The organism is Leptolyngbya sp. UWPOB_LEPTO1 (assembly GCF_017302695.1).
Taxonomy (GTDB): Bacteria; Cyanobacteriota; Cyanobacteriia; order Leptolyngbyales; family Leptolyngbyaceae; genus Leptolyngbya; species Leptolyngbya boryana.
This window is the reverse complement of sequence record NZ_JAFLCJ010000020.1, coordinates 65,620-80,035: the sequence shown is the minus strand read 5'-3', so window position 1 is coordinate 80,035 and position 14,416 is coordinate 65,620. Positions and strand designations below refer to the sequence as shown.

The window sequence follows — 14,416 nt, the reverse complement described above, 5'->3', positions numbered from 1 at the left end:
ATGAGTCGAACTTACAAAGCGATCGGGATCAATCTCAAAGCGATGCCTCTCGGTGAATCAGATCGGATTGTCACGATTCTGACGAAAGAGTTTGGGCTACTGCGTGCGGTGGCAATGGGAGCACGTAAGCAGAATTCTAAATTGGGCGGACGGAGTGGATTGTTCGTTGTCAATCAACTCCTGTTTGCGAAAGGTCGATCGCTCGACAAGATTACGCAAGCCGAAACGCTCGAATCTTATCCGGGATTGGCGCGGAACTTGAAGAAATTAACTTCAGGACAATATTTAGCAGAACTGGTGCTGCAGCAAGCTTTAAGTGAACAGCCTCAGGAAGACTTGTTTTATCTCTTCAATGAACATCTCGGTAGAATTGAGCAAGCCACGGATTCTGAGGTTCTCCCCCGCTTGATTCACGCGATTTATCAACTTCTCGCGATCGCGGGAATTGCTCCCCAAGTGTATCAGTGCTCAGTGACGGGAGCCACAATCGAGGCCTTCGACCAACTTGATCCAGTCTGTGGATTTAGTGGAGCCGCTGGCGGTGTGGTCAAACTTGATGAACTCGATCGCATTATTGAAGAACAAGCTCCACGTCACCGAGTCCAGTCACCTGTGGGAGAATATCGAGTAGAATCCTCAACTTCGTCGCAGACGACAGTCACCGATTTCCCCCGTAAATTCTTCTCGTCGCGTTCCCTCAATGTGCCGCTTCACGCCCCTGAACTGGCCGCCCTTCAACAGCTTCCCCAAGCTGACTCTCCTGAACCTGACCAGTTTCCGACGACGACCTGGTTGATCCTAGAAAAGTTGCTCCGTCAGTATGCTCAGTATCATTTCGATCAACCGATTCGATCTGCTGCGCTGATTGAGAGTTGTTTTGCACCCGATTCGATGCCGAAACCATGATGCGACCCTCCCCTTCTGATGATTACGTTCTCATGTCCTCTCCGTTAGATAAAGATGCGATCGGCTTGAATTCCCGTCCAAGTTCGGAACCGTTTCGCTCTCAGCCACCGACTGGGAATGGGCGATCGCCGATGCCCAAGGAAAATTTTTCTCCAGAATCAAATGGCAATGGTTCTAAGAAATACGTATCAGAAGATAAGCCTGTCGAGCCGAAACCTCCAGAAGAAGTAGAACAAGGATTTGCTCCTGTTCTAAAAAATCGCGCGTTTCTCACGCTCTGGTCAGGACAAGTCTTTTCTCAACTTTCCGATAAAGTTTATCTGGTGTTGATGATTGCGCTGATTGCGAGTCGATTTCAATCAGAAGGGCAGACGATTAGTGGCTGGGTGTCGTCGATCATGATTGCCTTTACGATTCCAGCAATCCTCTTTGGTTCGATCGCCGGAGTTTATGTCGATCGCTGGTCAAAAAAAGGAGTCCTCGTCGCGACTAATCTTCTCAGGGGCGCACTGGTTTTCATCTTGCCGATCGCGCTTTGGCTGACCAAGGGTTGGACAACCTTTCAAGGGTTACCCGTTGGATTCTGCTTGCTGCTCGGCATTACATTCTTAGTGTCAACGCTGACCCAGTTCTTTGCACCAGCCGAGCAGTCGATCATGCCGCTTGTGGTAGAAAAGCGGCATCTGCTCTCTGCAAATTCGCTTTACACCACGACTGCAATGGCATCTGTGATTGTCGGCTTTGCTGTCGGAGAACCCCTATTAGCCTTAGCGGATACGGTCGCGAGTTGGTTTGGGGGAGGCACGGATTTTGGCAAAGAATTGTTGGTGGGAGGAGGATATGCGATCGCGGGTGTTCTGCTTTTACTCATGCACACCAACGAGAAAACCCAAGACATTCCCTCTCAAGAGCAACCCCATGTTTGGGAAGATATCAAAGACGGGCTGCGATTCCTCAAAAATCATGCCCATGTCCGAGGTGCATTAATCCAGTTGGTCATTTTGTTCTCAATTTTTGCGGCTTTAGCCGTCTTAGCCGTCCGCTTAGCGGAAGTCATGCCTGAAATTAAATCCTCACAATTTGGATTTTTGCTCGCGGCAGGCGGAGTAGGGATGGCAGCAGGAGCCGCGTTACTGGGGAGCTTCGGACAGCGATTTGCTCATGCGAGACTCGGCACAATTGGGTCAATTGGAATTGCAGGTTCCCTTGTTGGGATTGCATTTTTCTATTCTCATCTCTGGATTACCTTGGGACTTTTAGCGGCGTTGGGTGCCTTTGCCGCATTAGTTGGCATTCCCATGCAAACAACGATTCAGCAAGAAACGCCAGAAGACATGCGCGGGAAAGTGTTCGGATTGCAGAACAATGCCGTGAATATTGCATTATCTCTACCGTTGGTCTTAGCGGGAGTTTCTGAGACTCTATTTGGATTACGGGCTGTGTTTTTAGCCCTTGCCGCGTTGACGATCGCAGGAGGATCTTTAACCTGGTATATTGCTCATACCACCGATGGGACTGAAGAATAAGCCTTAATACCTAGAGACGAGTTGTTTCTAATACTCTTCGCCCTCGCTGATTCCCTAGCCTCTATTACAAACTACAATGCACATCGCTTGGCTTGGCAAGAAAACGCCATTTTGCGGCAATGTTACCTACAGTCGAGAAGTTACGAATGCTTTGCTAGACCGGGAACATCAGGTCAGTTTTTTCCACTTTGCCCAGGAAGAAGCCAGTCCTGATAATTTTCCGGATTTAAGAGAAATTCAAATTCCATTTTTATATAAATCCCAGATCTATACAATTCCGACTCTAAAATCTGCCAAAGTTCTAGAAAAAGCTCTGCGGGATCTCTCTCCTAAACCGGATATCGTACATGCATCGCTGACGCTTTCTCCGCTAGATTTCATGCTGCCGGAAATTTGCCAGGAGTTGAATCTGCCGCTCGTTGCAACCTTTCATCCGGCATTCGATCGCAAACTTCGCAATTTCACATCAGGCACGCAACATCTGATGTATCAGCTGTATGCGCCGTCGCTTGCCAAGTACGATCGCGTCATTATCTTCTCTCGAATTCAAAGGGATTTATTAATTAAACTGGGCGTTCCTGCGGAACGAATTGCCGTGATTCCCAATGGAGTTGATATTGAAAGATATTCTCCAGGTGCGTCTTCTTTCAAAGCTCAACTTGGCGCGAAACGGCTCTTTCTCTATCAAGGTCGGATTGCACCGGAGAAGAATGTAGAATCGCTGCTCAAAGCTTGGAAACAGGCAAATATGGGCGAGGATAGCCAGCTCGTGATTGTGGGCAATCATGGAACCTTAGCGGCTTCACTGATTCCGTTTTATGGCGAAGAACAGGGAATTAAATGGCTCGGCTTTTTAGCAGATGAGCGCGATCGCATTAATATTCTGCGCAGCACAGATGTGTTTATCCTGCCGTCGCTAGTTGAGGGCTTATCGCTGTCTTTACTGGAAGCGATGGCTTGCGGAGTTGCATGTGTGGCAACGGATGCAGGAGCCGATGGTGAAGTGTTAGAAGACGAAGCGGGAATTGTGCTAGAGACGCAGCGAGTGACTTCTCAGTTGCGAGCTTTACTGCCTCAGTTGAGAGATCATTCAAGCTGGACAAGAATGTTGGGGCAAAAAGCGCGGCAACGCGTTGAAGAACGTTACACCCTGAGCCGCAATATTGCCCAGGTCGAAGCGCTGTATGAAGATCTGCTGGATGAACATCGTCGAAAACGTCGAGTGAGCGTTCTGAACAAAATTCCATCGCCTTGGCGACCGACTGCGTTTGACATTCCCAGAGGTCGGTATCCGATGGATTCGATCGTGCCTGAACCTGAGAGTTAAGATTTGAGCCTGTGGGCAAGCAGAATCAACGGCAAGCATTGAGGGGACATGGCATTCAGCAAACCTTGCAGACGCTGTGTTTCTCTGCTGGAAATGTCAATACTGAGTAGAGCACTCCAATTCTCTACTCGGAATCATGCCTGATCCTGTTGATCCTCAAGTCGAATTCTATCTGCGGCAAGCACGTCGGTTGAGTAAAGCCGGGCTTTACGACGATGCGATCGCTCAATTCGATAAGGTTTTACAGCGTCAGCCGAGCCTGTCCGAAGTTTGGTTTGAGCGAGGTAAAGCGCTCTATGGGTTGCAGCGCTATGACAAAGCGATCGAGAGCTTAAAAGAATCCATCTTACTCAAATCGGATTTTGAACCGGCTTGGAATATGCAAGGCATGGCGCTTTCCCAACTCGATCGCCATGCTGAAGCCATCTCCAGTTATGACCAAGCCATTAGGCTTCTTCCAACGAACTTTAAGGCATGGTATAACCGCGCCAATGCGCTCTTGAAACTAGGCTCAACGTATGAAGCGCTTCACAGCTACGAGGAAACCTTAAAACGGCGACCCAACTATACAAAGGCTTGGTACAACCGGGGCATTGTTCTCACCCAACTGAACCGATTTGAAGACGCGATCGACAGCTATCGCCAAGCCCTGCTCAATCGTCCTCATTTTTCTTCGGCTCATTATAATTTAGGGAATTTGTACTATCGGTTAGGACGATACGAAGAAGCACTCTCTAGCTATGCCCAAGTGCTGGAAATTCGTCCTGACCTTTATGAGGTTTGGTACAACCAGGCAAATGCGTTCCATCGCGCCGGGCGACATGAACGTGCGATCGAGAGCTATACTCAAACCCTAGCGCTGAAGCCGAATTCAATCGAGGCTTGGTACAACCGAGGCAATACCTTCGATGCACTCTGCCAGTATGAGCGAGCTATCGAAGATTATCAGCAAGCATTAAAACTCAAGCCTGAGTTTTACGAGGCTTGGTACAACTTGGGCGGAGCTTGCCAGAAATTGGGGCGATATGAGGAGGCGATCGCGCATTACGACCAAGCGATTCGATATAAACCACGGTTTTACGAGGCATGGAGTAGCCGAGGATTCGCCTTGGGAAAAGCTAACCGCTATGAAGCAGCGATCGAGAGTTTTGATCAAGCGATCGCGCTGAATCCCGATGTCGATGAGGTTTGGTATCGACGTGGAAAAGCGCTAGAGCATTTAGGCAAGAGTGAGATGGCGATTGCAAGCTACAACACAGCCCTAAGCCTAAATCCGAAGAACGATAAGATTTGGTACAGTCGCGGGATTTCGTTGAGCCGAGCAGGACGAGATGCAGAAGCAGTTGAGAGTTTTGAAAAAGCGATCGCATTGAATTCGGCTCTCTCAGATGCCAAGCATCGTATTGAAAAGGCGATCGCCTCGAATTTAGATCTTTTAGCCGCGAAGCCTCATCTTGACCACTGAAGAAAATCCGAAGTCACAGAGTTCTTGCCAGCAGGGTATCCGCACAAATTGGTCACGCAACTTGCAGAGATTCGGGGACTAAGCCGCATCTTGATTTCAAACCTGCGTCACCAAGTCGGATCGAAAAAGAGATTGACCGTTATACAGTCTTGTCCGGGTGGAACCGAAGAGATACAACTCCGCACGGTTTCGCCGTTATCGAGTTCGACTTCGCAGGCATGGCATGACCCCATCAGGCAACCTGTCGGGATTGAAACCCCTGCACGATCGGCAACTTGCAAAAGCGGTTCACCGACTTCTGCATCAACAGTGACATCATCAGGAAGGAATCGGATGCTAACACTCATCACAAAATTCTAAAGAATATCTAAACGCTAACGAGTTTAGTAGATTTTGCCTCTACTGTATGAATCAAGGACAAACGGGTACGTTGCACCGAAAGGGTTAGGGATAAGAGCGCATGCAGAGTATCTGATGCGCTTGTTTTTTTTCTAGGGTAAAATCGGTTTCAAATTCAGATGCGGCTCGATCGCATCTGCCAATTGATCCAACATGATTTCCCGTTGTTCTCGATAGTTGGCAACCCCGGTCGGTAGCGATCGTAGTCCTCGCTGTTGCCGCAAACGATTTAACCAAGCCCGCCGCCACGGACCATTATCGAAAATTCCGTGCAAATACGTGCCCCAAACCGATTGAGACTCATCGACCACTCCCAAGTTTGGATCATCAAACAGCGCTTGTGTGCCTTCTTCTGATTCAATCAAGCGAGTTCGACCTTGATGAATCTCGTAGCCTGACACAGGCAAGCCGTCTTGAGGAAAATTCGAGGTGACATTCCGCTGACGCGCCACTTTCTGACCTGCAATCACCGTTTTCAGAGGAAGCAATCCTAAGCCGCGATATCGCCCTTCCTGCCCTTCAATGCCTTCCGGGTCAGCCAAAATCTTACCGAGCATTTGGAAACCGCCACAGATGCCAAGAACGGTTCCACCTGCTGCGACATAGTTTTGAATCTCTTCTGCCATTCCAGTTTTATGCAGTGCGATCAGATCCGCGATCGTGGTTTTCGATCCTGGAATAATCACGGCATCCGGATGCCCTAACGATTGCTTAGGATGCAGATATTTCACATTCACTGAGGGTTCAGCTTCTAGGGGATCAAAATCCGTAAAATTGGAAATCCGCGGCAGACGAACGACCCCGATCGTTAAATCGCCTTTCGGGTTTGAGGAACTGCGATCGAACAAAGACAACGAATCTTCTGCCGGAAACACTTGATCCAGCCACGGAATCACCCCAATCACCGGAATCCCGGTTTTCTGCTCGAGCCACTCAATGCCCGAATCGAGCAGCGATCGCTGTCCGCGAAATTTATTAATGACAATGCCTTTAATCAAAGCTCGCTCATCTGGATCGAGTAATTCCAAAGTTCCAACCACATGCGCGAAGACTCCACCGCGATCGATATCGGCGACAAGAATCGTCGGTGCGTTTAAATGCTTCGCAACCCGCATATTCGTTAAGTCGCGGTGTTTGAGATTAATTTCAGCTGGACTCCCTGCCCCTTCACAGACGACGAGATCAAATTCTTCAGAGATGCGTCTGAGCGATTCTTCGATCGCCGTCCAGCCCGGTTCAAAAAACTGCTCATAATAATCTGCTGCCGTTGTCCGTCCAATCACTCGCCCTTTTAATACCACTTGCGAGGTCATATCGCCTTGCGGCTTCAAGAGAATTGGATTCATCTCAACCCAAGGCTGAATTCCCGCTGCCCAAGCCTGCACCGCTTGAGCATAGCCAATCTCACCGCCATTTGCCGTGACATAAGAATTGAGCGCCATGTTTTGTCCCTTGAAGGGAGCCACTCGAAACCCCTTGCGTGTGAGAATTCGGCACAAGGCTGTTGCGATCATTGATTTGCCTGCATGGGAAGTCGTTCCTACAACCATGACTGCTTTCATTGGGTCACCTCCGGGGAATGAATCGAGTATCGGGTCTAATTATGTGTTCTAAACGGGCAAGCGCAGCCAACGGTTTAACGTATTCAAAATGCGATCGCGCAAATTTGCCTTGCCAAACCCACCGACGGATTGCCATTGCGAGACCAGTTGCCGTCCTAGTGGAGTCAAGCGAAACCGATCCGTCAGTCCTTGCCCATCGACTTCCCGCCGCAGCAGTCCAACTTGAATCAGCCAGAGCATTTCACCATCCGCACTCAGTTCAGAAAGCATCCGCTTTGTCAATTGATTTCGAGTCCCAGGGATGCCAATCAAGGCACTGAGCGCAACACTTTGATCCAGCATCAAAGCATAGAGTTTGAGTCGAAAAGGCGCACACCGAACCGCACGAGCAGCACGATCGAGCGTTTTCTGAGGATGACGAAAGACAGGGTTAGGCGTAGTAGGGGTCATCAGGAATTATGACTAGGTTTGATAAAGCTTTGATGAACTGACAAAAGATTCAGCCTCTATTATTGACAGAAATATTGTTCATTTGCAGATTAGATGGCAGCGAAGTGAGAAAATCGTGCTATCTTTAGTAAATTTTCTCAGAGTTTAACGCCGAATCCGGGTAAAGTTGCAGTTTTTACTCAGTAATCTCAAGGATTCGATGTTAACTCAATGTTTCGATCGCTTCTCTCTCCAAGGGTAGAGCCTCGATTGCGGAGAGAGACCACTCAAGATAGATCCGGCACTTACTCTATACGCCTTAAGATTGCTTCACTGATAGAAATTCGTAGAATCCTCACAGTCTGTGATGTCCAATATACGATTAAGAAATGAGGCTTGGCGGTAGGTATGATTCGAGTCATTTTGATTGAAGACCACGATCTAACCCGTGTTGGGATTCGAGCCGCTCTGCAACAGCGCGAAGGGTTTGAGGTGATTGGTGATGCGCGGGATGCTAAGTCAGGCTTGAAGTTAGTCAAGACAGCCCAGCCTGATGTCGCGATCGTAGATATTGGCTTGCCTGACTTCACTGGCATTGAGCTGACTCAGCAATTTAAGCAAGCTCAAGCATCCGGCGAATGTCCAAATACTCGCATTCTGATCATGACGATGCAGGATAGCGAAGATACGGTCTTAGCTGCGTTTGCGGCAGGCGCGGATTCTTATTGTATGAAAGATGCCAGCATCGATAAGTTGGCGCAGGCGATTCAGACCACAGCCGGCGGAAATGCTTGGATTGATCCCGCGATCGCGCGCGTTGTTCTACATCAAACTCAAAAAGTTTATAGTTCAAATCAACATTCTCCCGAACCTGCCACGATTTCAATTAATCGTCTAGCAGACGAAGATCTAGTTCCTGCTTATCCACTCACTGAGCGAGAACTTGAAGTCCTCAAGCTGATTGTCGATGGCTGTAGTAATGCGCAAATTGCCGAAAAGCTCTATATCACTGTCGGAACAGTTAAAACCCATGTCCGCAACATTTTGAATAAGCTTTGTGCGGATGATCGTACCCAAGTTGCAGTGCGGGCACTGAGAACAGGTCTTGTTCAATAGTTCAATCCCTCTAGATGAATCGAATTACCGCTTAGAGACGTTTCGTTGGAACGTCTCTTTCGCTATGCGGTTAATGCATTAATCCGCTCTAGTAAAGTCAGAAAGTCAATGGGTTTCTGCACATATCCATTTGCTCCAGCATCTAATCCAGGCTGCACTTGGGTCTTATCGTGAGCCGAAACTAATAAGATTGGTAAGGTGCAATTGCGCGATCGAATTCTCTCAGTCACTTCCAATCCATTCATGCCAGGCATCATGACATCTAGCAGAACTAGATCTGGGCAAGTTTGCTGAAGCTGCTGCAAAGCTGCAATTCCACTCTCTGCGACTTCAACTTCAAAGCCTTCTGCTTCTAAAAAGACCTGCAGCAGCAATAGATTGTCCAACACATCGTCAACTGCTAAGATTCGACGCACCTTACGTCTTAACACAGCCTGAGTCCTCACTTTACATTTTGTGCTTCTTGCTACCTATAGTTACTTTTATTTACTGACAATCAGTCATACTCTAGAGGGATTTCGAGAGAAATCTATCTTTCGATTTCGCTCTCTGTCTTGAGGGGCTTATCAATCCGGGTCACGATTTTCTATTCTTACGGCTGTATAACCGGAGAAAAAATTATGACGACCGCGATTGAGACAAAAAGTAGAAACAGCGGACTTTGGATAGGCGTGTTACTCATTGCTTTGGGATTAGGTGCGATCGCTGCTCCAGTCTTTTCGACGATCGTGACTGAGACTTGGCTTGCTTTGATTGTGATTGCAGCCGGATTTACTAAGTTAGTTTATGCAATTCAAACGCGTGAACAAGGTGGGTTTATTTGGAAAATTCTCTTGAGTGCTTTGTACATTGCAACCGGGATTACGTTGCTGGTCGCGCCCTTGACGGGTGTTCTGACTTTGACGCTACTCCTAGGCGGATTCTTAGTCAGTGAAGGGACGTTTGAAACGATTTTAGCGTTCAAGCTGCGTGAGCAAAAGAATTGGTTCTGGTTACTCGGAAATGCTATCGTCACGTTGGGCTTAGGGATCTACATTCTGCTGCAATACCCGTTTGATGCACCTTGGCTCTTGGGAACCGTTGTGGGTGCGAGTGTTGCTGCGAGTGGTTTATCGCGAGTCATGTTCTCTTTGAATCCCCCAGTGCAGAATCCCCCAGTGCAACCGAGTGATGAAAGCTCAGCCACTTCTGTTTAAGCCAATTCGCTGAACAATCATTGATTCTGATTTTTGGAGCCGCCGATGTCTTGTAGATGTCGGCGGCTTCACTGTTTATACAGATAAGCAACGCTAAATCAGGAATAACTTTTATCAGCTTCTCAACAAACTAGCTTTAACAAGTATTAACACGCACAACAGCTAAATACTTTTTCACGAACGCAAATAAATTCCGTAGATGCTCCAGTTAACGAGATCTGAATGTACGGAGCACTATATGAATGGATTTCACATTTCAGTAAAGCTCAGTAAGTACCTACGTAAAATCTAGGAGCTTTCCGAGTTTTAACTTGAAACCTTCTGGGCTAAACTTCTCAGCCTTTTAGGTTATGGGGAATTGAGCGGATTTTTTTGTTCTCTCTGTTGATTGAATCAAGTTATGCAGCGCTATTCGTACTTTCTTTCTATATCCGTCAGCCTGCTGATCAATCTTCTCTCTCTAAAAGGCGCGATCGCTGCTTCTAATCTCAAAATCGATTTGACAAAGCCGATAGAAAGTACAGCCGAGACTCTATCGAATCTGCCCAAGGAGAACTTAGCACTAGACCCGGTAGTCATTGCCCAAACCATTAATCCAACACCTAGCGAGATCATTGTCCCGCTCCCCAAAGACCCAGATGCGCCAGAGATTCAGCAACCCGCTCAACCTCCAGAATCAAAACCTCCAGAACCGAAACCTCCAGAGCTTCCAAAACCTACGATCGCCGATCCAGACGTTTCTAAAAAATTACTCGATGCGATTATCTTAAACGCGATCGGGAATAGCTCGAATCGCTTGCCCTGGGTGGTCAATCCAGCGAGTAACTTGCTTGAATCGACGACTTCATTCACCCCGGCAAAGACTGAAAACTATACAGATATTGATGCTCAATATCGCGATGATCAGCTTCTCATTCGAGAGTTTGACTTTGCGCACTTTCCCAAGTCAGACCAGTTTTACTGGGTCTTGCCGAAGAATCGAGTTGTGATCGAAACACGAGGTTGGCAAGCGGGAATTGACTATCAAGGGCAAGAAAGAATAGTTGAAATCGAGCAGCGTATTAAATTAACGCAAGCACTCTGGGGATTACAAGCTGTTTGGTCTTTGCCGCAGCCGTTTCGGGATTTGTACGGAAAGACGGATACGAGCCAGTTTACAATTCAAACGATTTCAGGTGAAATCAATAATCCACCCGGAGTAGCGGCGGCTCCTGTCGTCATTAATAATCCAAATCTAAGTCCGACAGCGGTTCGTATCGCCCCGCCTCCATCTCCTGGAACTGGCTCTAGTAACACTGCCAACGGTGGAAGCTCACTATTTCAGTTTTTAGAGCCAGAAAATGCTCCTTTGATTCTTCAGGCATACCCGACGAGTAATCTACAACCGCTCCTTGAAGCAGAAGGCTTATTTGTCGGTGCAAAAATCCCGCAATCGGCTCTAGAAGCTGCAAGAATTGGCTGGAAAAATCCGTTTACTGGAGAAGGGGAATCCACAGCCCCAATCATGAGTTCTCTGCCTGGAATCAAGATTGGACAATTGGGAAAGTTTGACAATCTTGATTTACTCAATATTTTGGTCAATCCAAGCTTGAATTTAAGCGAACGAAATTTAGCATATTTCAATTCCTTATTCTGGATTCCACTGGGACAGAGACCTCCTCAAATTTTACGCACAAAAATTACTGAAGCTGACGATCGATTTTGGCATCGTTTGTCGCTGAATCAGCCTCACAATCGCACTCTACTGCAATACGATGCAACTCGTCCTCAAGCGACCTATACGAACGTGTTTGCAAATCCTGGCTTTTCTATCTCTTTTTCCATGAAAAAGGTTCAGGTGAATGATCTGCAGTCGTTGAATTCTAGCTTGGGCTTGTTGTTGGGGGGAGTTTTTAGCTTTGTTCGACCGAAAGAGCTAACCCAAAGCTTAGAAGAGAGCCGCGATCGCTACGATCGCCGTGAACCGTTTTCTGGCATTGTCACTCAAGCAACCTCGAATCAGAGAAGTGCGATCAACCAGCGCCTCAACCGCGGCTTATACTATGCCAATACAACCAGTGGAATCAGACAGATTTCAGGAACGATCACGTTCCCGAGCACCATTACTCCGGGACATGCTGATCTTTTTCAGATTCGGGTCGGCAATCAACGCCGTATTGCTCGTTTTTTGCAGACTGAAAGCACTTGGATTCCAGGAGAAACTTATTTTTCCCGATTAGAACTCTCTAATCGGGACTTTGGTCAATTATCTTTTATTGGTACGCCAGTGCCGTCGAGCTTAACTGGACTGACACCAAATCGCTCGTCTGCAACCCAAGTGGTGATTCAAGCTCCTGATGGTCAAGAGTTTGTGCAAGATTTCTCGTCGTCTTCGCCAGATTACACTGTTGTTCCGATTGGGATTCGATCGTCGGATATTGCGTTCGATCGTATTGAATTGAGTCAGATCGGTCGCAGCAGAACTCGCGTAAATCGATTTGAAGGCTATCTTTTTCTACCTGCTGTCGAAGCAATGGTGTCGGGGTCTTCAGGAAAATGGAACTATGCTGTCAATTCTGGCGTTTGGTTTAACCTGAATGGAGATGCTGCGTTTGATGTTGCAACGAACAATGTAGGCGATCCTGAGCCAACGGTTGGACTTTACTTAAACTCCTTGGTTAATCACATTGATACTCGCGTTATCAACGGTTCTAATGGGAAGCCGAAAGCAGTCGTGAATCTGATTCCATCGTTTCGGCTGTCTTGGAGTAGCGTGCCAAATTCTTCCAATCCAGCTTATTTGAACTTGAGCTATACCTATGCTCGACAGCAAGATAATCTGGACTACGTTCTCACCCCAGGCTTTTTCTTAAGTTATAGTCGCGATCGCGTAGAGCCTGCTGGATTCTTTGAGGGACAACTTAGATTTAAGAGTGGTTTAGAATTTCGTTCTTCGCTCGAACTCAGTGATCAGTTTTTCTCTGGATTCGAGGCACTTCAACGCTTGAGTGTAATTTGGTCAGCAGGTTTATATATTCAAAATTATCGATCGACAGAAAGCCTGATCAGCCGAGAATCTGCCCTCTCTTATGGCATTATCTTGAGAAATCGTTCCACCCGGGGCTTCGCTTGGCGATCGCGTTTAGGGATGAGTGGAGACAATTTTGAAATTCGCTTAGAAGGGGGTTATCAGTTCTAATCTCATTCCACATATGGCAGAGAGATGAGTGATACATCTTTGCTATATGAACAAGCATGAAGCGGAAAAGCAGAAAGCGATCAAAGCGTTCTGAAGTTATAGGTGCTGTAAGCTCAAGATAATTAGCGCACCAAGTTTGCAGCCTTACAGAACAAATTCTTGCTAAATGATCCTATACCTATAAAAAATCAGAGATGTAATCATTACATCTCTGATTTATTCTATACAATACTGCTCGAAGGCAATAAAGTTGGTTGATTGTATAGCACATTAAGAACCTACTAGATAGAAAGAATAGTAGGGGTAGGGACGAAACCAGAACTAGTCTATGACTAAGCTACAGCGTCAGGATTACTCCAATCCATCAACACCAACAGCAGACTTCAGAATCGCAGCATAAGCATCAAGCCCAGCCTGAGTTGTCGTATCGAGACCATTCAGCTCGGCAGTAACAGTTTGCTCCAGCAAAGATGGAGCACCAGGAGCAGCATAAGGTACGATGGGTGCATTGACGCTCAACGCTGGATTCACTTCATTAGCTGAACCCGTAACAGTCAATGCACCGGGAATGAAGAATACTTCAGGTGCAACAATTTCACCAGAAATCGTGGTGGTGAAACCAGCAGGAGATGTACGAGTAATTGCACCACTTACTGATGCATTTTGTGCAGATGCAGGTGCAGCAGCGACTGCTACTAAACCAGCTAAGCCTACTAAAACCGATGCAGAACGAGATAAGAAACTCATCGTGATTACTCCTCTAACTTTTACAACTCTTGAAACGGTTCCAGTCTTATCGGGAATTCTGATAAGACTAGAGTCAGAACCAGAACTAGTCTATGACTAAGCTACAGCGTCAGGATTACTCCAATCCATCAACACCGACAGCAGCTTTCAGAATCGCAGCATAAGCATCAAGTCCAGCCTGGGTTGTCGTATCGAGACCATTCAGCTCGGCAGTAACAACTTGCTCCAGCAAAGATGGAGCAGCAGCAGTAGGAAAAAGTGCAACGTTCGCGTTGACATTTAACACTGGATTCACTTCATCAGCTATGCCTGTAACAGTCAAAGGTCCAGTAAAATATACTCCTTCAGGTGCAACAATTTCACCAGAAATCGTGGTGGTGAAACCAGCGGGAGATGTACGAGTAATTGCACCACTCACTGATGCATTTTGTGCAGATGCAGGTGCAGCAGCGACTGCTACTAAACCAGCTAAGCCTACTAAAACCGATGCAGAACGAGATAAGAAACTCATCGTGATTACTCCTCTAACTTTTACAAATCTTTAAACGGTTCCAGTTTTATCGGG

At 47.1% G+C, this 14,416-nt stretch carries 13 protein-coding genes; 7 read left to right on the top strand and 6 right to left on the bottom strand.

Annotation, left to right across the window (positions count from 1 at the left end; genetic code table 11):
- From recO to J0L70_RS24640, 4 genes are all read left to right on the top strand, one after another.
- Window positions 1-906 (top strand): DNA repair protein RecO, encoded by a 906-nt coding sequence (gene recO, locus J0L70_RS24655; RefSeq protein ID WP_017288893.1) that lies wholly within the window; start codon window positions 1-3, stop codon window positions 904-906.
- Between the two features lie 32 nt (window positions 907-938).
- Window positions 939-2,432 carry an MFS transporter gene (locus J0L70_RS24650; RefSeq protein ID WP_287456288.1) on the top strand — a complete coding sequence of 498 codons (1,494 nt, stop codon included), beginning with the start codon at window positions 939-941 and terminating at the stop codon, window positions 2,430-2,432.
- 76 nt (window positions 2,433-2,508) lie between these two features.
- Complete coding sequence (locus J0L70_RS24645) at window positions 2,509-3,759, top strand: glycosyltransferase family 4 protein (RefSeq protein WP_017288895.1); 1,251 nt, start codon at window positions 2,509-2,511, stop codon at window positions 3,757-3,759.
- A 136-nt stretch (window positions 3,760-3,895) separates the two neighbouring features.
- Window positions 3,896-5,224: a tetratricopeptide repeat protein gene (locus tag J0L70_RS24640; protein ID WP_190652073.1), complete on the top strand. Its 1,329-nt coding sequence runs from the start codon at window positions 3,896-3,898 to the stop codon at window positions 5,222-5,224.
- A gap of 107 nt (window positions 5,225-5,331) precedes the next feature.
- Here the strand turns inward: J0L70_RS24640 and J0L70_RS24635 are convergent, their stop codons facing one another.
- From J0L70_RS24635 to J0L70_RS24625, 3 genes are all read right to left on the bottom strand, one after another.
- The gene (locus J0L70_RS24635; protein ID WP_287456287.1) at window positions 5,332-5,571 is read right to left on the bottom strand and encodes a 2Fe-2S iron-sulfur cluster-binding protein; all 240 of its coding nucleotides are present in this window, start codon (window positions 5,569-5,571) and stop codon (window positions 5,332-5,334) included.
- A 144-nt stretch (window positions 5,572-5,715) separates the two neighbouring features.
- Window positions 5,716-7,185 carry a cobyric acid synthase CobQ gene (gene cobQ, locus J0L70_RS24630; protein WP_017288898.1) on the bottom strand — a complete coding sequence of 490 codons (1,470 nt, stop codon included), beginning with the start codon at window positions 7,183-7,185 and terminating at the stop codon, window positions 5,716-5,718.
- Window positions 7,186-7,233: 48 nt separating this feature from the next.
- Window positions 7,234-7,635, bottom strand: a complete 402-nt coding sequence (locus J0L70_RS24625) for an Npun_F0494 family protein (protein WP_017288899.1) — start codon at window positions 7,633-7,635, stop codon at window positions 7,234-7,236.
- 387 nt (window positions 7,636-8,022) lie between these two features.
- On the opposite strand from J0L70_RS24625, the gene J0L70_RS24620 reads away from it, so the two are divergent.
- A complete protein-coding gene (locus J0L70_RS24620) occupies window positions 8,023-8,730 on the top strand; it encodes a response regulator (protein WP_017288900.1) in 708 nt (235 codons plus the stop codon).
- A 62-nt stretch (window positions 8,731-8,792) separates the two neighbouring features.
- Here the strand turns inward: J0L70_RS24620 and J0L70_RS24615 are convergent, their stop codons facing one another.
- Complete coding sequence (locus J0L70_RS24615; protein ID WP_036044694.1) at window positions 8,793-9,161, bottom strand: response regulator transcription factor; 369 nt, start codon at window positions 9,159-9,161, stop codon at window positions 8,793-8,795.
- 189 nt (window positions 9,162-9,350) lie between these two features.
- Here J0L70_RS24615 and J0L70_RS24610 point away from each other — a divergent pair, with 189 nt between their 5' ends.
- Together J0L70_RS24610 and J0L70_RS24605 are read left to right on the top strand one after the other, a co-directional pair.
- Window positions 9,351-9,926 (top strand): HdeD family acid-resistance protein, encoded by a 576-nt coding sequence (locus J0L70_RS24610; RefSeq protein ID WP_017288902.1) that lies wholly within the window; start codon window positions 9,351-9,353, stop codon window positions 9,924-9,926.
- A 400-nt stretch (window positions 9,927-10,326) separates the two neighbouring features.
- Window positions 10,327-13,104 carry a hypothetical protein gene (locus tag J0L70_RS24605; RefSeq protein WP_287456286.1) on the top strand — a complete coding sequence of 926 codons (2,778 nt, stop codon included), beginning with the start codon at window positions 10,327-10,329 and terminating at the stop codon, window positions 13,102-13,104.
- Between the two features lie 351 nt (window positions 13,105-13,455).
- On the opposite strand, the gene J0L70_RS24600 is transcribed toward J0L70_RS24605, so the two are convergent.
- The gene (locus J0L70_RS24600) at window positions 13,456-13,851 is read right to left on the bottom strand and encodes a hypothetical protein (protein ID WP_287456285.1); all 396 of its coding nucleotides are present in this window, start codon (window positions 13,849-13,851) and stop codon (window positions 13,456-13,458) included.
- Window positions 13,852-13,966: 115 nt separating this feature from the next.
- Complete coding sequence (locus J0L70_RS24595) at window positions 13,967-14,362, bottom strand: hypothetical protein (protein ID WP_287456284.1); 396 nt, start codon at window positions 14,360-14,362, stop codon at window positions 13,967-13,969.
- Window positions 14,363-14,416 lie beyond the last annotated feature (54 nt).